Origin of the sequence: Klebsiella sp. 1SOBk5mer, assembly GCF_046603115.1 — a bacterium.
In the GTDB taxonomy this organism is placed as follows: domain Bacteria; phylum Pseudomonadota; class Gammaproteobacteria; order Enterobacterales; family Enterobacteriaceae; genus Klebsiella; species Klebsiella quasipneumoniae.
Genome location: NZ_JBKIUU010000004.1, coordinates 211152 through 232352, shown reverse-complemented (window position 1 = coordinate 232352; position 21201 = coordinate 211152). Strand labels below are relative to the sequence as shown.

At 56.7% G+C, this 21201-nt stretch carries 18 protein-coding genes, 1 tRNA gene and 2 pseudogenes; 11 read left to right on the top strand and 10 right to left on the bottom strand.

Annotated elements, in window-relative coordinates; all coding sequences use genetic code 11:
* Nucleotides 1-1060: 1060 nt before the first annotated feature.
* Nucleotides 1061-1476 (bottom strand): annotated as a pseudogene (locus ACLH1U_RS12130) (tail fiber assembly protein).
* Nucleotides 1477-1604: 128 nt separating this feature from the next.
* On the opposite strand from ACLH1U_RS12130, the pseudogene ACLH1U_RS12125 reads away from it, so the two are divergent.
* Nucleotides 1605-2063: pseudogene (locus ACLH1U_RS12125) on the top strand (tyrosine-type recombinase/integrase); the annotation flags it as partial.
* 15 nt (nt 2064-2078) lie between these two features.
* Here the strand turns inward: ACLH1U_RS12125 and ACLH1U_RS12120 are convergent.
* A tRNA-Arg gene (locus ACLH1U_RS12120) sits at nt 2079-2155 on the bottom strand.
* A 340-nt stretch (nt 2156-2495) separates the two neighbouring features.
* Here ACLH1U_RS12120 and folD point away from each other — a divergent pair.
* Nucleotides 2496-3362 carry a bifunctional methylenetetrahydrofolate dehydrogenase/methenyltetrahydrofolate cyclohydrolase FolD gene (gene folD / locus ACLH1U_RS12115; protein WP_004143017.1) on the top strand — a complete coding sequence of 289 codons (867 nt, stop codon included), beginning with the start codon at nt 2496-2498 and terminating at the stop codon, nt 3360-3362.
* Between the two features lies 1 nt (nt 3363).
* The gene (gene ybcJ, locus ACLH1U_RS12110; RefSeq protein WP_004143016.1) at nt 3364-3576 is read left to right on the top strand and encodes a ribosome-associated protein YbcJ; all 213 of its coding nucleotides are present in this window, start codon (nt 3364-3366) and stop codon (nt 3574-3576) included.
* A gap of 45 nt (nt 3577-3621) precedes the next feature.
* Here ybcJ and cysS read toward each other — a convergent pair whose 3' ends face one another.
* The gene (gene cysS, locus ACLH1U_RS12105; RefSeq protein ID WP_101992039.1) at nt 3622-5007 is read right to left on the bottom strand and encodes a cysteine--tRNA ligase; all 1386 of its coding nucleotides are present in this window, start codon (nt 5005-5007) and stop codon (nt 3622-3624) included.
* Nucleotides 5008-5182: 175 nt separating this feature from the next.
* On the opposite strand from cysS, the gene ppiB reads away from it, so the two are divergent.
* From ppiB to purK, 5 genes are all read left to right on the top strand, one after another.
* Nucleotides 5183-5677, top strand: a complete 495-nt coding sequence (gene ppiB / locus ACLH1U_RS12100; RefSeq protein ID WP_004151319.1) for a peptidylprolyl isomerase B — start codon at nt 5183-5185, stop codon at nt 5675-5677.
* A gap of 3 nt (nt 5678-5680) precedes the next feature.
* Nucleotides 5681-6403, top strand: a complete 723-nt coding sequence (gene lpxH / locus ACLH1U_RS12095) for a UDP-2,3-diacylglucosamine diphosphatase (protein WP_372410007.1) — start codon at nt 5681-5683, stop codon at nt 6401-6403.
* Nucleotides 6404-6510: 107 nt separating this feature from the next.
* The gene (locus tag ACLH1U_RS12090) at nt 6511-6849 is read left to right on the top strand and encodes a hypothetical protein (protein ID WP_032454271.1); all 339 of its coding nucleotides are present in this window, start codon (nt 6511-6513) and stop codon (nt 6847-6849) included.
* A gap of 96 nt (nt 6850-6945) precedes the next feature.
* Nucleotides 6946-7455 (top strand): 5-(carboxyamino)imidazole ribonucleotide mutase, encoded by a 510-nt coding sequence (purE, locus tag ACLH1U_RS12085; protein ID WP_004151322.1) that lies wholly within the window; start codon nt 6946-6948, stop codon nt 7453-7455.
* A complete protein-coding gene (gene purK, locus ACLH1U_RS12080; protein ID WP_411299265.1) occupies nt 7452-8519 on the top strand; it encodes a 5-(carboxyamino)imidazole ribonucleotide synthase in 1068 nt (355 codons plus the stop codon). Before purE ends, purK begins: the two co-directional genes overlap by 4 nt.
* Before the next feature lie 263 nt (nt 8520-8782).
* Here purK and ACLH1U_RS12075 read toward each other — a convergent pair whose 3' ends face one another.
* From ACLH1U_RS12075 to ACLH1U_RS12060, 4 genes are read right to left on the bottom strand one after another with little or no spacing between them, the layout of a single operon-like run.
* On the bottom strand, nt 8783-9676 hold the full coding sequence (locus ACLH1U_RS12075) for a carbamate kinase (RefSeq protein WP_105490870.1): 894 nt from the start codon (nt 9674-9676) through the stop codon (nt 8783-8785).
* Between the two features lie 8 nt (nt 9677-9684).
* On the bottom strand, nt 9685-10488 hold the full coding sequence (locus tag ACLH1U_RS12070; protein ID WP_411299264.1) for a DUF2877 domain-containing protein: 804 nt from the start codon (nt 10486-10488) through the stop codon (nt 9685-9687).
* A 9-nt stretch (nt 10489-10497) separates the two neighbouring features.
* Nucleotides 10498-11757: a DUF1116 domain-containing protein gene (locus tag ACLH1U_RS12065; protein ID WP_411299263.1), complete on the bottom strand. Its 1260-nt coding sequence runs from the start codon at nt 11755-11757 to the stop codon at nt 10498-10500.
* A gap of 9 nt (nt 11758-11766) precedes the next feature.
* Nucleotides 11767-13434, bottom strand: coding sequence for an acyl-CoA synthetase FdrA (locus tag ACLH1U_RS12060; RefSeq protein ID WP_411299262.1), 1668 nt, complete (start codon nt 13432-13434; stop codon nt 11767-11769).
* A 314-nt stretch (nt 13435-13748) separates the two neighbouring features.
* On the opposite strand from ACLH1U_RS12060, the gene allD reads away from it, so the two are divergent.
* From allD to allE, 3 genes are read left to right on the top strand one after another with little or no spacing between them, the layout of a single operon-like run.
* Nucleotides 13749-14798 (top strand): ureidoglycolate dehydrogenase, encoded by a 1050-nt coding sequence (gene allD / locus ACLH1U_RS12055; RefSeq protein WP_050533058.1) that lies wholly within the window; start codon nt 13749-13751, stop codon nt 14796-14798.
* Between the two features lie 21 nt (nt 14799-14819).
* Complete coding sequence (allC, locus tag ACLH1U_RS12050; RefSeq protein WP_105490873.1) at nt 14820-16055, top strand: allantoate deiminase; 1236 nt, start codon at nt 14820-14822, stop codon at nt 16053-16055.
* 10 nt (nt 16056-16065) lie between these two features.
* Nucleotides 16066-16848: a (S)-ureidoglycine aminohydrolase gene (allE, locus tag ACLH1U_RS12045; RefSeq protein WP_048334232.1), complete on the top strand. Its 783-nt coding sequence runs from the start codon at nt 16066-16068 to the stop codon at nt 16846-16848.
* A 219-nt stretch (nt 16849-17067) separates the two neighbouring features.
* Here the strand turns inward: allE and glxK are convergent, their stop codons facing one another.
* From glxK to allB, 3 genes are all read right to left on the bottom strand, one after another.
* Nucleotides 17068-18213, bottom strand: a complete 1146-nt coding sequence (glxK, locus tag ACLH1U_RS12040; RefSeq protein ID WP_105490875.1) for a glycerate 3-kinase — start codon at nt 18211-18213, stop codon at nt 17068-17070.
* 17 nt (nt 18214-18230) lie between these two features.
* The gene (locus ACLH1U_RS12035; RefSeq protein ID WP_411299261.1) at nt 18231-19541 is read right to left on the bottom strand and encodes a uracil/xanthine transporter; all 1311 of its coding nucleotides are present in this window, start codon (nt 19539-19541) and stop codon (nt 18231-18233) included.
* Nucleotides 19542-19728: 187 nt separating this feature from the next.
* Nucleotides 19729-21090: an allantoinase AllB gene (gene allB, locus ACLH1U_RS12030; protein ID WP_411299260.1), complete on the bottom strand. Its 1362-nt coding sequence runs from the start codon at nt 21088-21090 to the stop codon at nt 19729-19731.
* Nucleotides 21091-21201: the final 111 nt, after the last annotated feature.

The window sequence follows — 21201 nt, the reverse complement described above, 5'->3', positions numbered from 1 at the left end:
ACTACATATTTGCTAAATTTTTTGTCTCGGGTGGCTTCCAGTCCGAGATTACAGATGCAAGAAAAATAGCACATCTAAATGGGTGGATTCCTGGCTAATTCATGCCGTATAGTCCCTCTCGCAATCCTGATGGGGCTGTCAGTCCCCCTGCAGTTTTCCAAAAACTTGAGATTTGCATATTGTGTTGTAAATAGACGTCCCCTTATGAGGGTAATTACTCCACCCAGCCTGTTGCTGGGTTTTTTTTGTTATTTTCCAAAGGGAATGGTGTACTGAAGTCGGTAACCGGGTACTCAAAACTGCGTTTGTCGGTTCTAACCGTCTCTGTCTTATGATTCTGGAAACTCAGACCAGTCTGTTTATACTTTCTGCTGTTAATGCCCTTGCCCTCTTACTTACCTGTAATCGTATGGGCTGTTAGGTTTTCGCCGTCAGGCCAGGGCTCGCCTGTTTTCCCTGCTTGTTACGTTTCCTTCGGACAGTAGCAGCAGCTATGAAGTACTGTATTTCTTTATCAGCACCTCCTTTATGGCTCTGTTTTTAAAAATCATTCCGGCAAAGTGATGTACGCTACCCAATATTATTTACTTCACACAACGAATGCTATTACTGCATATCGAAAATGCCTCCCTTTAATCCGCAGTGATTACACGTGTAGTACAAAACTCACTTTTAAAAGGGTGGATTCCTGGTTATTAAATATTATATAGTCTCATTTGCAAACGGTATGGAAGTTGACCAGCTCTTCCATCGATTAGAGACGCGCAGTCTCGCGTAACATCATGCAACTTTGAGTATTTTACTCCCCAGCGTGCAACCGCTGGGTTTTTTTATTTTTTTAAAAAACCTTTCAAACTAATTGTAAGTATTCAAAGTCTATCTTTTTAAACCTTCAGCAGAAATATTTTATCTGTTGCTCCGTAAATCCGGTCCTTCAGGGTGGAAAGAATGTTAAAAGGATGAATAATCATGCTTTAACCCTTCTCTTACCCGGCTTCCAAAAGAATGACAGAGAGGCGCAGACTTCACATTCAAGGTTGCACTTTGAAAGTCTTCACCGTTAGGGCGCTGGTTTCATGGGCCAGTTGATTTCTGAAGCATCCTCCGGGTGGATACGACTCAGTAACACGCTGTATTTTTCCCAGCAGATAATTCCGTCTTTTCCGCACCGGTAACCATATCGAGTTTTATGGCTCTCTCCAGCTGGCTGATGGCTGTCTCTGCTTCCCTCACCCTCGCGTTAAGTTCTGTTTGTGCGGCCGCCACCTCTGCACTATGCAGAGCATCGGCATCAGTAACCCATCTGTCACCGTACCAGACGTCAAATTCAGTCAGTGGAACTTCAAGTGTAAGCCCCTCCGGAAGAGCACCGGGAAACCTGACCGTCACAACGCAACGGGTCTGCTTGTCGTATGCCGTTTGCCCGCGCAGGTCCGGGACGGTTTCCCATGCTTTTCCGTCAGCGGTTCGACACACGACCAGTTGGCCATCTTCAGGGATCACAGGTGCATCGGGATAACTCCCGGCAGAAATCTCCCCCTGCTGAAAGGTATTCCTGGCTCACTCCGGTAAACTCCCTCATTTCCGGATCCGTCCGGTAAAGCGTTAACCCAGAAGACAGCAAATCAAACCGCGCTATTGGCGTAGCGCTCAATGATACTGCCGGTTAGGTTCTGCGCGATCAGTTAGGCAACCATCATTAATGGGTGTTCGTCCACACAAAGGCTTGGCATCGACCGGATAGCTCATTAACTCTAGCCATAAGGAAGATGCGAGTTGATGATAACAGAGCATGGAACTCAGCATGCAAGCGTGCCGGAATAGAAGACTTTCGTTTTCATGACCTGAGGCATACGTGGGCCAGTTGGTTAATTCAATCAGGCGTTCCACTTTCTGTTCTTCAGGAAATGGGTGATTGGGAGAGCATTGAGATGGTTCGTCGATATGCTCACCTGGCACCTAATCATTTAACGGAACATGCGCGTCAAATTGACTCGATTTTTGCAGAAGATGTCCCAAATATGTCCCACAAGGAAAAATCAGCGACTGGAGGTAGTTTATAAGTTGTTGATTTTAAATGGCACGCCCTACAGGATTCGAACCTGTGACCTACGGCTTAGAAGGCCGTTGCTCTATCCAGCTGAGCTAAGGGCGCCCTGAGAAGCGAGTGCTTCGCGGAGTGAAACGCCTGGAATTATACGGTCCACGTCGGTTGAGTCAATCCATTTTGCCAGGAAACTGCGGGGCTTATACGACGCTGGCGAAATATCCTCCGCCAACTGTACAAGAAGCATACCACCGGGGCTCTTACGCCAGTAAATCGACTGAGTGGCCAGGCGCAATACACCAATAACCATGCAATGAAAAGGGTCAAAAACCGGCTAAATTTGCCCCAGACAGGATAAAACAGCAAACGAGGACTGACAGCGAGGCCGGCTTCTGACAAAATATCCTCATCCCCCTTTCGTAAAGATACAGATGGAATCCTCTCTCTGATGGCAGCAAAAATTATTGACGGTAAAACGATTGCGCAGCAGGTACGCTCTGAGGTTGCGGAAAAAGTGAAGGCTCGCGTTGCGGCCGGAAAACGCGCCCCTGGGCTGGCCGTCGTGCTGGTCGGCAGCAACCCGGCCTCGCAGATTTATGTCGGCAGCAAGCGCAAAGCATGTGAAGAAGTGGGCTTCGTCTCCCGCTCTTACGATCTCCCGGAAACCACCAGCGAAGCCGAGCTGCTGGAGCTTATCGACACCCTGAATGCCGATAAGACCATCGACGGTATTCTGGTTCAGCTGCCCCTGCCGGCAGGGATCGATAACGTCAAAGTTCTCGAGCGCATCGCGCCGGATAAAGACGTCGACGGCTTCCATCCTTACAACGTTGGCCGCCTGTGCCAGCGGGCGCCGCGCCTGCGTCCGTGCACCCCGCGCGGTATCGTGACGCTGCTGGAGCGCTACAATATCGACACCTACGGCCTGAATGCGGTGGTCATTGGCGCGTCCAATATCGTCGGCCGCCCGATGAGCATGGAGCTGCTGCTGGCCGGCTGCACCACCACCGTCACCCACCGCTTTACCAAAAACCTGCGCCATCATGTCGAAAACGCCGACCTGCTGATCGTCGCGGTGGGTAAACCGGGCTTTATTCCTGGCGAATGGATCAAAGAAGGGGCGATTGTGGTCGATGTCGGCATTAACCGTCTGGAAAGCGGCAAAGTGGTCGGCGACGTGGTGTATGAAGATGCCGCTGAACGCGCATCCTACATCACCCCGGTGCCCGGCGGCGTTGGCCCGATGACCGTCGCCACCCTGATTCAGAACACGCTGCAGGCGTGCGAAGAGTACCACGACGTTGAGGAGGCCTGAGATGGCGACATTTTCCTTAGGAAAACACCCGCACGTTGAGCTGTGCGATCTGCTGAAGCTGGAAGGCTGGAGCGAAAGCGGCGCCCAGGCGAAGATCGCCATCGCCGACGGGCTGGTAAAAGTCGACGGCGCGGTGGAAACCCGCAAACGCTGCAAAATCGTCGCCGGTCAGACGGTGAGCTTTGAAGGCCAGAGCGTAACCGTCACGGCCTAACCGCGAAAAGGAAAACGCCCGCTTAAGCGGGCGTTTTTTTATGACTTACTTCCGGCGCCAGGTGGTGCCCTGCGGGCCATCTTCCAGCACGATCCCCATCTCGTTAAGACGATCGCGCGCCGCATCCGCCGCCGCCCAGTCTTTCGCTTTACGCGCGTCCAGACGCTGCTGGATAAGCGATTCAATTTCCGCCACTTCCGCGTCGTCAGCCTGCGCGCCGCTCTGCAGGAAGGCGTCCGGCTCCTGCTCCAGCAGCCCCAGCACCGACGCAAGCTTACGCAGGTGGGCCGCCATGGCGTTCGCCGCGGCCGCGTCCTCGGTTTTCAGGCGGTTTACTTCGCGCGCCATATCGAACAGCACCGAGTAGGCTTCCGGGGTGTTGAAGTCATCGTCCATCGCCTCGATAAAGCGTGCTTCGAAGGCTTCGCCGCCCGCCGCCTCGACGGATTTGTCGGTCCCGCGCAGCGCGGTGTACAGACGCTCCAGCGCCGAGCGCGCCTGCTTGAGGTTCTCTTCGCTGTAGTTCAGCTGGCTGCGATAGTGGCCAGACATCAGGAAGTAGCGAATCGTCTCCGCATCGTAATACTTCAGCACGTCGCGGACGGTAAAGAAGTTGCCCAGCGATTTCGACATCTTCTCGCGGTCGACCATCACCATGCCGGAGTGCATCCAGTAGTTAACGTACTCGCCGTCATGGGCGCAGGTGGACTGAGCGATTTCGTTTTCGTGATGCGGGAACATCAGATCGGAACCGCCGCCGTGGATGTCAAAATGGTTGCCCAGCTGTTTGCAGTTCATCGCCGAGCACTCGATATGCCAGCCCGGACGGCCCGCGCCCCACGGCGACGGCCAGCTTGGCTCGCCCTCTTTCGACATCTTCCACAGAACGAAGTCCATCGGGTTACGCTTGACGTCAACCACGTCGACGCGCGCCCCCGCCTGCAGCTGATCGAGATCCTGACGCGACAGCAAACCGTAGTTCGGGTCCGTCGGCACATCGAACATCACGTCGCCGTTATCCGCCACATAGGCATGGCCCTTGGCGATCAGCTGCTCGGTAATCTCGATGATTTCCGCAATATGATGCGTCGCGCGCGGCTCGCTGTCGGGACGCAAAATATTCAGGGCGTCAAAATCCTTGTGCATTTCGGCGATCATCCGATCGACCAGCGCGACAAAGCTTTCGCCGTTTTCATTAGCGCGCTTAATGATTTTGTCATCGATATCGGTGATATTGCGCACGTACTTCAGCTTATAGCCGAGAAAACGCAGATAACGCGCCACAACGTCAAAGGAGACGAAGGTACGCCCATGGCCGATGTGACAGAGATCGTAAACGGTAATACCACACACGTACATGCCGACTTCCCCGGCATGGATAGGTTTAAATTCCTCTTTCTGGCGCGTCAGTGTATTAAAAATTTTTAACATCGAAGATTCCGTGTAGACGTGTGTGGGTAATGAAGCCTCTATAATACCCATAATTCACACAGGACGCAGCACACATTGCAAGGTGCATCGACCCCCGCGGTTATGCTATAACACCCCCCTATATCTCACCCGACACCGGGTGCTGGCACCACACTCATCGGAACAGGATGCAAAAATGGTTACTTTCCACACCAATCATGGCGATATCGTAATCAAAACGTTTGACGACAAAGCGCCGGAAACAGTTAAAAACTTCCTGGACTACTGCCGCGAAGGTTTCTACGACAACACCATTTTCCACCGTGTTATCAACGGCTTCATGATTCAGGGCGGCGGTTTTGAACCTGGCATGAAACAAAAAGCGACCAAATCTCCGATTCAGAACGAAGCGAACAACGGTCTGAAAAACACCCGCGGCACGCTGGCGATGGCCCGTACTCAGGCGCCGCACTCTGCAACCGCGCAGTTCTTCATCAACGTGGTTGACAACGACTTCCTGAACTTCTCCGGCGAAAGCCTGCAGGGCTGGGGCTACTGCGTCTTCGCGGAAGTGGTTGAAGGCATGGACGTGGTTGATAAAATCAAAGCGGTTGCCACCGGCCGCAGCGGCATGCACCAGGATGTGCCGAAAGACGATGTGATCATCAAAAGCGTCACCGTCAGCGAGTAATTCGTGGCGACACTTTTTATTGCAGATTTGCACCTGCAAACAGAAGAACCGGCGATCACCGCCGGTTTTCTGCGTTTTTTACAGGGGGAAGCCCGTCAGGCGGACGCCCTATATATCCTTGGCGATCTGTTCGAGGCATGGATCGGCGATGACGATCCGAACCCGTTGCATCAGCAAATCGCTACGGCAATCAAAGCCGTCGTCGACGCCGGCGTGCCCTGCTACTTCATTCACGGCAACCGCGATTTTCTCGTCGGCCAGCGCTTCGCCCGCCAGAGCGGGATGCTCCTGCTCGCCGAAGAAGAGCGACTGAACCTCTATGGCCGTGAAGTCTTGATTATGCATGGCGACACGCTGTGCACCGATGACCTGGGCTATCTGGCGTTTCGCGCGAAAGTCCACACCCCGTGGATCCAGCGCCTGTTCCTGGCCCTGCCGCTGTTTATCCGCCGCCGTATCGCCGCCCGCATGCGCGCCGACAGCAAAGCCGCCAACAGCAGCAAATCAATGGAAATTATGGATGTGAATCCGCAGGCGGTGGTTGACGCGATGGAGCGGCATCACGTGCAGTGGCTGATCCACGGCCATACCCATCGCCCGGCGGTCCATGACCTGCAGGCCAACGGCCAGCCCGCATGGCGCGTGGTGCTCGGCGCCTGGCACAGCGAAGGATCGATGGTCAAGGTGACGCCGGACGACGTCGAACTGATCCACTTTCCGTTCTAATTCCTGCGCGAGCATAATTCCGAAACCGCCTTTTGCCCGGGCGGAGGTATGCGCCTCCCGGCATTCCGCATGCTAGTCTTCCTCGACATCACTCTCAAGGAACGAGCATGAACAGGAAAAAGTGGAGCCAGCCGCTGATCTGGGGAATGATCATCGCGCTCCTCAATCCGTTAGGGATAAGCTATATCGCCTTAATCGGCGTCACTCTCGGCAACACGCTGACGTTTGTCTGGTGCGCCCTGCTGGCGTGGGCCATCTATTTCTATGCCATTTATTTGCTCTGCACCCGCCCTCACGAGAGCCGGTCAGTACAGATCTTTTTACTGATGATGGGCATCCTGATGCTCCCCTGGGGGCTCGTGCTGCTTATCACCTGTATCATGAATGAGAGAAGTGTCGATAAGCCGCGATCGCCGTCCTCGATAAGCGAGACAAAAGACGGCTAACCATGCGCACGCAACCGTTTTCCTTGCCGGCAGTTCATGCTATTCTCTGTGGCCTCTAAAGCAGTGTGAAACACACCCACAGGAGTTTTAAGACGCATGTCTTCCCGCAATAATTCGGCGCGTATCGCCATCGTGATGGGGTCCAAAAGCGACTGGGCTACCATGCAGTTTACCGCAGAAATCCTTGATGCCCTGAACGTTCCGTACCATGTCGAAGTGGTCTCCGCCCATCGCACGCCCGATAAGCTGTTCAGCTTCGCTGAAAGCGCCGAAAGCCACGGTTATCAGGTGATTATTGCAGGGGCAGGCGGCGCGGCGCATCTGCCGGGCATGATTGCGGCGAAAACCCTGGTGCCGGTGCTCGGCGTACCGGTTCAGAGCGCGGCCTTAAGCGGTGTCGACAGCCTCTACTCCATTGTGCAGATGCCGCGCGGTATTCCGGTCGGTACCCTGGCCATCGGCAAAGCCGGGGCTGCAAACGCCGGTCTGCTCGCCGCGCAGATCCTCGCCCAGCATGATGCTGAACTCCACCAGCGCCTGAGCGCCTGGCGTCAGGCGCAAACCGATGAAGTGCTGGATAACCCGGACCCGCGGGGTGCGGCATGAAACAGGTATGCGTGCTCGGTAACGGCCAGTTAGGCCGTATGCTGCGCCAGGCCGGCGAGCCGCTGGGTATCGCCGTCTGGCCGGTGGGGCTGGAAGCCGATCCGGAAGCGGTGCCGTTCCAGCAGAGCGTCATCACCGCAGAAATTGAACGCTGGCCGGAAACCGCCCTCACCCGCGAGCTGGCACGCCACCCGGCGTTCGTCAACCGCGACGTCTTCCCGATTATCGCCGATCGCCTGACGCAAAAGCAGCTGTTCGATAAGCTGGGCCTCGCCACTGCCCCGTGGCAGCTGCTGGCGGATAAAAGCGAGTGGCCGGCGGTGTTTGCCCGCCTTGGCGAACTGGCGATCGTTAAGCGTCGCGTCGGCGGCTACGACGGCCGCGGCCAGTGGCGTCTGCGGGAAAACGAGATCGATCAGCTACCGGACGATAACTACGGCGAGTGCATCGTCGAGCAGGGGATTAACTTCTCCGGCGAAGTGTCGCTGGTAGGCGCCCGCGCCCATGACGGCAGCACCGTCTTCTACCCGCTGACCCGCAACCTGCATCAGGACGGTATTCTGCGCGCCAGCGTCGCCTTCCCGCAGGCCAATGCCCGCCAGCAGGAGCAAGCGGAAAGCATGCTGACGGCGATCATGAACGAGCTGAACTACGTCGGCGTGATGGCGATGGAGTGCTTCGTCACCGCCGAGGGGCTGCTGATCAACGAGCTGGCGCCGCGCGTACACAACAGCGGCCACTGGACGCAAAATGGCGCCTCCATCAGCCAGTTTGAGCTGCATCTGCGAACGATGACCGACCTTCCTCTGCCGCCGCCGGTGGTTAACAGCCCGTCGGTGATGATCAACCTGATCGGCACCGATCTCAATTACGACTGGCTGAAGCTGCCGCTGGTCCACCTGCACTGGTACGATAAAGAAGTGCGCCAGGGTCGTAAAGTCGGCCACCTGAACCTGACCGACAGCGATACAGACCGTCTGAGCGCGACGCTGGAAGCGTTGAAGCCGCTGCTGCCAGCGGAATACGCCAGCGGTATCGTCTGGGCGCAGGCGCAGCTGGCGTAATCCAGCTCTCCACAGTCCCGGAGGCGGTGCTGCGCACCTGTCCGGGCTACCTCTATGGCATAATCCTTCGCCTGAATCCCGGCTTGCGGCGCGCTGCGCCTTAGCCGGGCTACCAGACCAACCATCATTCGCCCCGTAGCCATTCAACAAAATCCGCAAACCGCACGAACATGTAGCCCGGGCAAGGCGCGTCGAGCGCCGCCCCCGGGGAAAGAGCGCAGGATATTTCAGCGTCTGCTTCGCTGCTTGATTTTACCTGTGCATCAGGGCTTAATGCAGGTTCCCGCCCGCCCGGCAAGGGTATCCTCAATGCGTGATAGTGCGCCAATCCACGCCCGCTTGCCCCTGCGGCTAACATAGCTGCTGACTGCCGAAATTTTCGGCCCCATCGCCCCATCGTCGCGAGCAAAAGGCGCCAGCGCTTCCGGAGTCGCTTCACGGATCGGTCGCTGCATTGGGGTGCCCCAGTGTTCATATACCGCATCCGCATCGGTGAGGATCACCAAACCATCGGCATCAATCTGTTCCGCCAGTAGCGCTGCGGCCAAATCTTTATCGATAACCGCCTCTGCGCCCTGTCCGCTCTCGAGCACCGGAATGCCTCCGCCGCCACAGCAGATCACGACATGTCCCTCGCCCAGCAGGCGCTCAATCGAGTCGCTCTCCGCAATTTTCACCGGCCTTGGCGAGGCGACGACCCGACGCAAGTATTTGCCGTCGCGCTTCATCGTCCAGCCATACTCCTCTTCCAGCTGCTGCTGTAACTCAGGGTCATAGACCGGACCGATAAATTTCTCCGGCGCCGAAAAGGCCGGATCGTTCGATGCCACAGTAATACGCGTCATCACTGTCGATACCGGCGGTACCGATGATTCCTGCGCCAGACATTGGGCCAGCATATAACCAATCATGCCCTGGCTCTCCGCGACCAGCACGTCCAGCGGGTAAGGTTCGACGTCGCTATAGGCCAGATTTTGCAGCGCCAGCAGACCTACCTGCGGCCCGTTGCCGTGCACAATGGCCAACCGGTAATGCTGCGCCAGGCGCGCCAGCGCGGGAACGGCACTGTGAATATTGCGATACTGATTTTCTACCGTCAGCGCTTCCCCGCGCTGTAATAAAGCGTTCCCCCCGAGGGCAACTACCAGCGTTTTCATAAAAGTCCTTACATTATTTGTTGCGCCAGCCAGAATCCCAGAAGCGTATCGGCACCAGAGGTGTGCCCCATCGCCAGCAGGGCTTCGACGGCAGGTTCAATTCGTCGTCCGCACTGAAGCGCGTTAACAACATGCAGTAGCGGTGAAGCGAAGCATCCCGCGCTGGCGTAGCGTAAATAGTTGACGCTGACCTGCGTTGTGGCGGCATGCAGATCGCCAGAGGCACGAAAGAAATGGTGTCCGCTGTTGCGCGACATCAGTCCAGAACACCACGCGAACAGCATCATGCCGATCAGCATATCGTCCATGCTCGGCGTCAGGCCTGGCCCCTTCCCCAGCCACAGCCGCCAGTCGACAGCGTTGCCAGCCAGCGCGGAGGCAAAACAGTGGCGAAGCTGGCGCAGCTCGGGATGCTGCTGCAGTTCGATAGCCTGCGACAGCGGCCCAAACAGCCCGGTCTCTTCCGGTCGACTCATCAGCGCTGGCGGCAGGTAAGCGCCTGCGGATTGACAGCGGAGCCGCAGGGAGCAGCGTCTGCGCGGCGGCATCAGCAAAAGATCGCCGACCTGAATACCGTCATTCCGCGCTATCGGCGACGCCCCCGTCCGCAGCGCCGCGTGCAGCCGGATAAAATCGCGATGACGAACAACCCATCCGCCGGGGCTCACGCCCTGTCCCCGATGATGCAGCGTCAGCAGCGCGCCGCCTGCAACATAGAGGTTAATGGTGCGCCGCCAGAGGCCGCCGGTTCGCCACGGTTGGCGATGATCCGGTGCATCGACGCTGCCTATCAGCGGACGAATCCTCTCCATCGCGCCACCTCAGCTCACGCCCAGTTCGTCCGCCAGCGCTTCCAGCGCCTGCTCGAAACAGGCCAGCGGCGCTCTGACGGTTCCGGCGCCAATCTGGCCGATCCCCGCTTCTTTATGGGCGATCCCGGTGTTAATGAGCGGCGTAATGCCGGTTTCAACCACCCGGCGAATATCCAGTCCCAGACAGGCGCCCTGGAAATCCCAGCCCGGAATCTGCAGCTGCATATTGCGCTCAAGGAAGATTTCCGCCATCTCCTCCGAAACCGATTTTGCCGCCTCCATTCCGCCAGCGCCGACAAAGCGGGTCACCCCCGGCGCCGCGATCATCGCCGCGCCGCCGATGCCGAAGGTTTCGGTAATGGCGCTGTCGCCCATATCCGGGTTGGCCTGTTCCTGAGAGAAACCGGTAAAGAACAGCCCCTGCGGCGTATTCACCGGTGCGGTAAACCAGCGGTCGCCCAGTCCGCTAACGCGAATACCGAACCTATCGCCGTTGCGGGTCATCGCGGTGACAATACTGCCGGCGCGGATCTGCGCCCCGGCATCCATCGCTGATTTGCAGTAGGCCATCGCCAGGTTGAGGAAGAACTGATCGGTGATGGCGAGAAAATCCATCACTTCGGCGATCTGTTGTTTGTCGTGGTCGAGTCGCGCCAGATGCGGTGCCAGCGTGCGCATCAGCAGCGCGGAGGTGGCGATATTACGCTGGTGGAACTCATCGCCCATAGTGATGCCCTGCGCCATCATCGCGGTGAGATCAATGCCGCGCGTCATCTGTTTCAGCGCCGCGCTGAGGACGGGCATCAGCACATCGCGCATCCAGCGCAGGCGCTGCTGCACGTCTTCGCCGTAGGCGCCGAAACGCATCACCTTGCCAATGCCTTCGTTCAGGTTGCAATACGCGCGGTTACCTTCGGCGATGTTCTCCACGACCAGCATCGGCATATTCGGCGAAGTAATACCGCCCATCGGCCCTACGGCATTAACGTGGTGGCAGGGAATAAAAGTAATCTCGCCGTTTTCCAGCATCGCGTGGGCCGTTTTCTCATCCTGCGCCCAACCTTCGAACAGGCAGGCGCCAATGCAGGCCCCTTTCATCGGACCGGTCATCTCCTGCCAGCGCATCGGCGGCCCGGCGTGGAGCAGCGTTTTGTTTTGATTCAGCGCCCCGATTAAAGAACCCGCCGGCTTCACATCCAGCCAGTGCGGACGTGCATTACGAATTCGTTCTATTACTGCGTCATTGGCCTGCGCCACTGATGTAAACATAGAGACCTCTTATTGCAAACGTTCTAATAAACGAGCCAGTTTCTTATTCCCACCGGCAATCGGCGCCCACTGATAGTGAACAACCGGCGTTCCGGCGGTCTGTAAATCGAGCGCAAAGCTGCGCAGGCCAGCATTAATCACCGACACGCCGTCCAGCAGTCCAGCGCGCGGGGCCGGAGCGGCTTTCCGCGGCGGGCTAATCAGTGCGGCGGCAAGCAAGGTAGCTTCAGGCAGGCTATCGACCACGGCGATCCCCGCATCTTCAAGGACTGAAATCTGACCGGAGCGGCACTGCGGATCGCTTTCGGTTCCGGTCACCGTCGCGATAACGTGCAGCGGACTATCGTCGGCCCTGGTCGCCCACGCCCGCTGGCATGCTTCGACCAGCGAGCCGGCCGGATCGGCGGTGGCGCCGTAGCCAATCACCACGTCCAGCAGCAGTACGCCAACCTGAGTTTCCGCGCCAAGTTCGGCAATCAGCTGGTTGCGCAGGGAGGGATCGATCATCGGATGCGGACGGCCGACGGTGTAAAAATCGTCTCCAAGATCGACGACCCGGTGCCCCTTCGCGTTGAGCATCATGCCCTGCGGGTGATGCGCATCAGGGGTAATGTTCAGCCGTTCTGCCAGCAATCCTGCGGATTCAGCAGCCAGCGTACCGCCGGTGTATAAGCCGCGAATCTGCTTGCCCGCCACCGCGGGAAGGCTTGCCTGACGCCGCCCCACTCGCGCCAGCAGACAGGCCAGACGCCCGGCCTCGTCAAGCGTGCGGGCGAACCAGACGTTTTCATCGCGGGCGATCGGCGGCGTATAGCCGAGAAATAGCGCCACCACCGGTTTCGCGCTGCGCTTCATGGCGGCGATGATCTTCAGACGCACCGCTTCGGCGGGAGGTTTAGAAACAAAGGCCAGCACCTGGCTCTGCGCATCCTGGGTCAGCATTTCCAGCGCCGTTTGCGCGCTGATACCGCCCACTTCGGCGCTCAGATCGCGGCCGCCGAGACCGATCGCATGGCTGATCCCTTCGCCGCCGAGGACAATCTGCGAGACCAACTCCTGAATACCGGTGCCGGACGCGCCAATAACGCCGATGTTGCCTTCCGGCGTAACGTTGGCGAAAGCCAGCGGCGTGCCGGCAATCATGGCGGTGCCGCAGTCCGGCCCCATGACCAGCAGCCCTTTGTCGCGAGCGCGGGTTTTGAGCGCGATTTCATCATCCAGCGTGACGTTGTCGGAGAAGATCATGACGTTTTTCTCGCTGCTGAGCGCCTGATGGGCAAGCTCCGCGGCGTACTCCCCGGCAACGGAAATTAAGGTCATATTGGCCTGCGGTAGCTTCTGCGTTGCGCTTTGCCAGCGGCGAACCACGTTCAGACTCAGACTTTGCCCACTTCCCTGCGCCAGGGCGGATAAGGCGTCATCCAGACGGGCGATAATCATTTCCGTCACCGTCGCATCTGCGCAATCGGTACGGATCGCCACGCAAATATCATTCGGCGTCGCCGTGGCAAAATCGTCATGCCAAAAACCGGTAGTTTCCAGCAGCGCTTTATTTGCCGGCGTGCCCATCATGACCGAAACATCGTCGACATTTTCTGACTCACTCAGCTTACGTGAAATAATCATTAAACTGACGGAATCCTGAAAACAGCCCTTTTTAATAAAGGCATGGATCATAATAACTCCCCAATAATTGCACCCATTGCAATTGAATGAGCATGGTTAATCTGCCATCAGGCTAACGGGATGGAATTATCAATGGCGTGACCAAAATCACATGAGGATTATTACCACAGGCTTTCAAACAAACCGCCTGACATTAGCAGTGATTTTTTAATAAATCGATTTCACGGTCATTTATGACAAATCCGTTACGATTATCAAATAAAATCTAACACTGGTCATTTAACTATACAGATCACAATTTCAGTTTCTTTTCCCCGTATTTTAGTCAGCAGTCAGGCTCTACACCGTCGTTAAAAGGAAGACAGATGAAAGTCAGTCGGGAAACACTACATCAGCTTATTGCTAATAAGCTGAACGCAGCAGGACTTACTCATAATCACGCGGATATTATTGCCGATGTGTTGGTTTATGCCGATGCCAGAGGCATTCATTCCCACGGCGCGGTTCGCGTTGAATATTATGCGGAACGTATTTCAAAAGGCGGAACCAATCGTCATCCCACCTTCACCTTTGAAAAGAACGGCCCCTGCAGCGGTATTTTGCATGCCGATAATGCCGCCGGTCAGGTGGCCGCCAAAATGGGCATGGAGCACGCGATAGAATTGGCCAGGGAAAACGGCGTGGCCGTGGTCGGCATCCGGCGTATGGGCCACAGCGGAGCGATCTCTTACTTCACCCGGCAGGCCGCCCGAGCCGGGCTAATCGGGATTTCGCTATGCCAGTCGGACCCGATGGTCGTGCCTTTTGGCGGGGCGGAAATCTATTACGGAACCAACCCGCTGGCCTTTGCCGCGCCCGGCGAGGGCGATGATATCATCACCTTCGACATGGCCACCACGGTGCAGGCATGGGGGAAAATTCTCGACGCCCGCTCGCGCCATGAAACCATTCCCGATAGCTGGGCGGTGGATAAAAACGGCGCGCCGACCCGCGATCCTTTTGCCGTTCACGCCCTGCTTCCGGCAGCCGGCCCGAAAGGCTACGGCCTGATGATGATGATCGACGTCCTCTCCGGCATTTTGCTCAATCTCCCCTTCGGCCGCCAGGTCAGCTCTATGTACGACAACCTGAGCCAGGGACGCGAGCTGGGCCAGCTGCATATCGTCATCAACCCGGCATTTTTCTCCTCCAGCGCGCTATTCCGCCAGCATATCAGCGACACCATGCGTGAATTAAACGCCATTACGCCAGCGCCCGGATTTAACCAGGTTTATTACCCCGGGCAGAACCTGGATATCAATGAGAAAAACAGCGCCGTCAACGGAATCGAGATCGTTGATGAGATTTATGACTATCTGGTTTCGGACGCTTTATATAACCGCTCTTATGAAACCAATTCCCCATTTGCTCAATAAATTAAAATACAGGAGTTGCGTATGGCTCATTATTTTCGACAGGCAATAGAAGAGACATTGCCCTGGTTTTCCGCTTTCGGCGCCGACCCGACCGGGGGCATAACCCGCCTGCTCTATTCGCCAGAATGGCTGCAGGCGCAGCAGGCATTCAAACAAAGAATGAGCGAAAGCGGACTAGAAACGCGCTTTGATGAAGTGGGTAACCTCTATGGTCGTCTGCCCGGCACGCGCTTTCCCGATGAAGTTATCCTCAGCGGTTCGCATATTGATAGCGTCGTTAACGGCGGCAATCTTGACGGCCAGTTCGGCGCGCTGGCGGCCTGGCTGGCGGTTCGCTGGCTAAAAGAGACCTACGGGGCGCCGCTGCGCACCGTGGAAGTGCTGGCGTTAGCGGAAGAAGAAGGTAGCCGCTTCCCTTACGTCTTCTGGGGCAGCAAAAATATCGTCGGCATCGCTAACCCGGCGGACGTGCGTGAGATTAAAGACGCCAAAGGCGTGGCGTTTATCGATGCCATGAAGCAGTGCGGTTTCAGCCTACCCGCCGCCCCGCTGGCGCCGCGCCGGGATATTAAAGCCTTCGTGGAGCTGCATATTGAGCAGGGTCGCGTGCTGGAAACCAACAAGCAGTCTATCGGCGTGGTCAACGCTATTGTCGGACAGCGTCGCTACACCATCACCCTCACCGGCGAGTCTAACCATGCCGGCACGACGCCAATGGGCTACCGTCGCGACACCGTCCATGCCTTTAGCCGTATCTGCTGCGAATCTATCGCCAAAGCAAAAGCCCACGGCGACCCGCTGGTGCTCACCTTCGGTAAAGTCGACCCGCAGCCGAATACGGTCAACGTGGTGCCGGGCAAAACCGTCTTCACTATGGACTGCCGCCATACCGATGCGCTGGAGTTAACGGCATTTACTGAGGTCATTGAGGCCGATATGCGGCGGATCTGTCAGGAGATGGATATTGGCATTGAGGTCGATCTGTGGATGGATGAGGCGCCGGTTCCCATGGATAAGAAGCTGGTGGCCCAGCTCACCGCGCTTTGTGAAAAAGAGAAGGTGAATTTCCGTGTGATGCACAGCGGCGCGGGACACGACGCGCAGATATTCGCGCCCTGCTTTCCGACCTGCATGATCTTTATGCCGAGCATCAAAGGCATCAGCCATAACCCGGCGGAAAGCACGCATATCGAGGATCTGGCGGAAGGCGTAAAAACGCTCGCCTTAATGTTGCATCAACTGGCCTGGACTGAATAAGGAAACGATCATGGGTTATTTAAACAATGTGGTTGGCTATCGCGATGATTTACTGGCCAGCCGTTCCATCGTGCGCCACGGCAATTACGCGCTGCTGACGCCGGACGGTCTGGTCAAGAACGTTATTCCGGGTTTTGAACATTGCGATGTGACTATTTTGTCAACGCCGAAATTAGGCGCCACCTTTGTTGATTATCTGGTCACGCTGCATGAAAACGGCGGTCATCAAAGCGGTTTTGGCGGCGAAGGCATCGAGACCTTCCTGTATGTGATTAAGGGAGAAATCATCGCCGGGGCTCAGGGTAAATCCTTCGCGCTGACCGAAGGCGGTTATCTTTACTGCCCGCCGGGTGAGCGGATGACTTTCAGTAATAACCATTCAGCCGATAGCCAGCTCTTCCTCTATAAGCGCCGCTATATTCCGACAGAGGGACATGCGCCTTATCTGGTCACCGGCAACGTCAGCCAGCTGGAGCGTATTCATTATGAAGGAATGGAAGACGTTATCCTGATCGATTTCCTGCCAAAAGAGCTGGGCTTCGATATGAATATGCATATTCTCTCTTTCGCACCGGGGGCCAGCCACGGCTACATTGAAACCCACGTCCAGGAGCATGGCGCCTATATTCTCTCCGGCCAGGGAGTGTATAACCTCGACAACCACTGGGTTCCGGTCAAGCAAGGCGATTATATCTTTATGGGCGCTTACTCCCTGCAGGCGGGATACGGCGTCGGACGGGAAACGTTCAGCTACATCTATTCGAAAGACTGCAACCGCGACGTTGAGATCTGATGGCTATCAAACTGCGCACGTCGGTATCGCCCGGCGGCGCTTCGCTTGCGCGGGCCTACGGGTAAATCTCGCCGCTTTCGTAGGCCGGGTAAGACGTCAGCCGCCACCCGGCGAAATGCGGGCACAATAGCAAGGACGAATTTGTTATCCATCTCATAAAATTCATTTTTGTTTAGCTATGTTGGATTTTGCCACGGTGAGAACCGTGGCATTTTTTATTCAGGCGGGAATGTTCTGACCGATCTTGATAGCACAGGCGATATTGCGCGCGCAGGCATACAGATTTTGCTCGCCGCGATCCAGCACCTCGGCCAGCGGCGCCAGCGCGGGCAGAATGCTAAATACCGCATCAATACCATGCTGATGCACCGCTTCCACGCCGTCCCCCAGCACGCCTGCGATACCGATCACCGGGATGCCATGCTTTTTCGCGAGCCGCGCCACGCCAATCGGCGCTTTGCCGCCGACGGTTTGTGAATCCATTCGCCCTTCACCGGTAATCACCAGGTCCGCGTCGCGCAGCGCCTCCTCCAGTTTCATCGCCTCAATCACGATATCGATGCCCGGCTTCAGCGCCGCGTTAAGGAATACGCAGGCCGCCACGCCCATCCCGCCGGCCGCGCCGCCGCCGACTATCGCCGTCACCTCCACACCCGTTGCCATTAGCAACACCTGAGCGTAATTTTGCAAACCGCGCTCGAGGGCAGCGACCATCTCAGCGCTGGCTCCTTTTTGCGGGCCAAAGACCGCCGCCGCGCCGCGCTCGCCGAGCAGCGGATTATCCACATCGCAGGCTACGTCAATCCGGCACTCGCGAAGTCGCGGGTCGAGATCGCGTAAATCAACGTTGACCAGCCGCTCTAACGCTCCGCCGCCGAGCCCGACGCTATCGCCGCGTTCATCAACAAAGCGTGCTCCCAGCGCCTGAGCCATCCCCATTCCGCCATCCACCGTGGCGCTGCCGCCAATACCGAGAATGATGTGACGGACGCCGGCGTCCAGCGCATGGCGAATCAGCTCACCGGTGCCGTAGCTGGTGGCCTGCAGGGGGTTGCGTTCGTCGGGGGGAACCAGCATGAGTCCGCTGGCCGCCGCCATCTCAATAAACGCGGTGTGTCCGTCGCCGCTCAGGCCATAGAAGGCGCCGACAAAATCGCCCATCGGCCCCATGACCGGCAGCATCACCATTTTACCCTCGGTGGCCTCAACCATTGCCTCCACCGTCCCCTCGCCGCCGTCGGCGATCGGCAGACAGATGCACTCCGCCTGCGGGAAAATAGAGGTAAAGCCCGCCTTAATCGCCTGGGCGCAGCGGCTGGCGCTGACGCTTTCTTTGAACGAGTCCGGTGCAATAATAATTTTCATGGTTCATCCTTTTAATGTCATGACTTAATACGATCCCAGGGAATGAGATTCTCCATGGCTACCGCCAGCAGCACCCCGATTAGTAAGCCGTTACCTACAAGGGGTCTGATTGTCAGAGGCAACGTCTGGAGATAAACCGGCGGCAGACCCATCAAAAAAATGCCGACAAATAACGGCAGCGCCAGCCGGTAGATATTTCGTGCGGTAAAGGTAATTTGCTTACTGAAAGATAAACTGGAATATAACAACGGCAAATAAGAGACCAGCATGACCGCGCTGCTGATCGGTAAAGGCAGGGTGGTAAAAAAGTGGGTCAGCGGCGTAAATAATCCAACCAGCAGACAGCACAAGCAGCCGATAATAAATGGCCGGCGCGAGGTGTCGCCAGTTTGAGTTAATAAAGCTGTCGACGAAACAAAGGGAGAAAATGGCACCACGTTGAGCGGAACCGTTATTAATGTTATCAAACCGGAGATCATAAAGCTGCGTCGATAGCGGGTATTACTGGCCCCTTGTTCGGGGTAAAAAACATCGGTGCTGCGAATGGCGCCATAGGTATTGGTAATATTCACCAGTCCCGCCAGCAGTGCGGTTAAGATGATGCCGGGCCGTAGCTGGCCGCCGTAACCCAGCGGGAACCACTGCCAGTGAATCGGCCCGGATGCCATCGTGGCAGGCGGAGTGCGAAACAGCAGATACCAGCCAGCCCAACCCGCCAGGGTTCCGATCAGCAGGGCGTAGCGAGCGATACCATCCGGGAGAAAAATGATCATTCCCAGCACCAGAATCATCACCATCAGCGCCAGGCAAAATGGCGCCAGCTGAATACCCGGATTGACCTGCGTTGAACTAAAGGGCAGCCCAAGCATGCCTTTAAAAAAGATGGTAGTCAGCTGGGCCCCCAGCAGCAGCATGAAAAAGACCATGACCGTTGGGCTGAAGAGCTTCGCCAGGCGATGGCCAATGCCGCTCACGCCGATGATGATGGTGAGCGCCGCCGAGAAAAATATGCCGACAGCCAGGCTGGAGGCGATGCTGTCGAACGGCGTCCCTCGTGCGGCTTCGCCCACGGTGACCGTCAGAATGGTGCTCCACCACAGGCCCGTCGGTCCTTCCATAATCGCCCGACGATGTCCCAGCAGCGCCTGCGCCAGACAGGCCAACCCGGTGGTGATAAACCCGTACTGGGTAAGCGTAATTAACGCGCTGGCAGGGAGCTGAAAAGCAGACTGTAATGTTGGCGGTACCACAACGGTGTTGCAGAAAATAAAGAAGAACCATTGAAATCCCGCCAGGGTGTTACGTTTATTTAGCGGCAATACCACCATGATGAAATCCTGAAAAAGCGCCTGCCGTTAAACAGGCGCTAAATATGGAATGGGGGCGAGGAACAGTCGCCTCTTCCCTTTTGGGGAGAGGGTTAGGGTGAGGGGAAATGTACCCCCCCCATGCCCTCACTCCGGCCCTCTCCCAAAGGGAGAGGGAGAAAACCATCCCCAACTGTTTATTCGCCCGTTACTGCTGATGCTTAAGGATAAATTTCCCCTTAGGCGCGCGTGGGAAGCCCTGCTCGATGTCATAGATCACCTCGCCGCGCAGGATGGTTTTAGCAATCCGAACGCCAATCTTGCGCCCAACGTAAGGGCTGACTTTATGGCGATATTCGAGGTCTTCTGCCCGTAAGACGTAGCTGCTGTTCGGCTGAATAAACACCAGGTCGGCGTCTTTACCCGGCGCGATGCGGCCCTTATGCTTCAGGCCGAAAATATCCGCGGCGTTGGTCGCCATCAGACGGGCAAACTGCGGCAGAGACATACCGCGTTTCTGCACCGCTTCATCGAACATCACGTCCATGCAGTTTTGCAGACCGGCAATCCCGCCCCAGGCCTGCATGATATTGCCAGCCTTCATTTCCGGTGGGCACGGCGAATGGTCGGAGACCAGGCAGTCGATTTCTCCGTTGAACAGCTTTTCCCACATGCCTTTCTGGTTTTCCGCATCGCGGATCGGCGGAGAGCACTTCGCCAGGGTACCGATCTCTTCAAACTGATCGGTATCCAGGACAAAGTAGTGCGGGCAAGATTCGCAGGTGACATCCTGCCCTTCCTGACGGGCGCGGGTCACTTCGGCGACCCCTTCCGGGCTGCTGACATGACACACGTGCAAGCGGCAACCGGCGACTTTCGCCAGATACAGAACGCGGCGAATAGCTTCCACTTCGGTGAAGACCGGCCGAGAGGCGACGTAATCATGGGCAGTCACGCGCCCTTCTCTTTTCGCCTCTTCGCCCAGCTCATCGCAGATCAGCGCGTTTTCGCAGTGCACCAGCACGGTCTGCTTCATTTCGGCCAGCTTTTGTATACCTTTGAAGAACTGCCAATCGTTGACGTCGCGGAAATCGTTATCGATCCCCCGGTCACCGCAGGTGGCGACGAAGCATTTAAATCCCACCACCCCCACTTCATCCAGTTCATGCAGCCGGTCGAGGTTATAAGAGACCAGGCCGCCAAGCTGCGCGGCATCGATGGTCAGTTTGCCTTTCGCCGCGTCGAACTTCAGCTCAATGGTCTGCCGGTCAACGGTGGCCGGTAGCTGATTCAGCGGCATTTCGATCATCGTGGTGATGCCGCCTTTTGCCGCCGCGCGGGTTCCGGTTTCGTAACCTTCCCAGTGGGTACGGCCCGGCTCAGAGATGTGCGTATGCGCATCGACCATGCCCGGCGAAACGATCAGGCCCGTGGCATCCATGACCTGCTTCGCCTCGCCCAGGTGTTCACCGATAGCGGCGATTTTGCCGTCGCTCACCGCGATATCGACTACCCGGGATTCGTTTTCCAGAATAACAGTGCCGTTTTTAATGATTAAATCAAAAGACATAATAACTCCTTGTATGTGTACAGATGGGTCAGCCGCCATACTTCTGCTGCGACAATGCGTGCCGCAATAACAATGGCTTTGGCCGGTAATGCTTCATCCATGAAATAAACT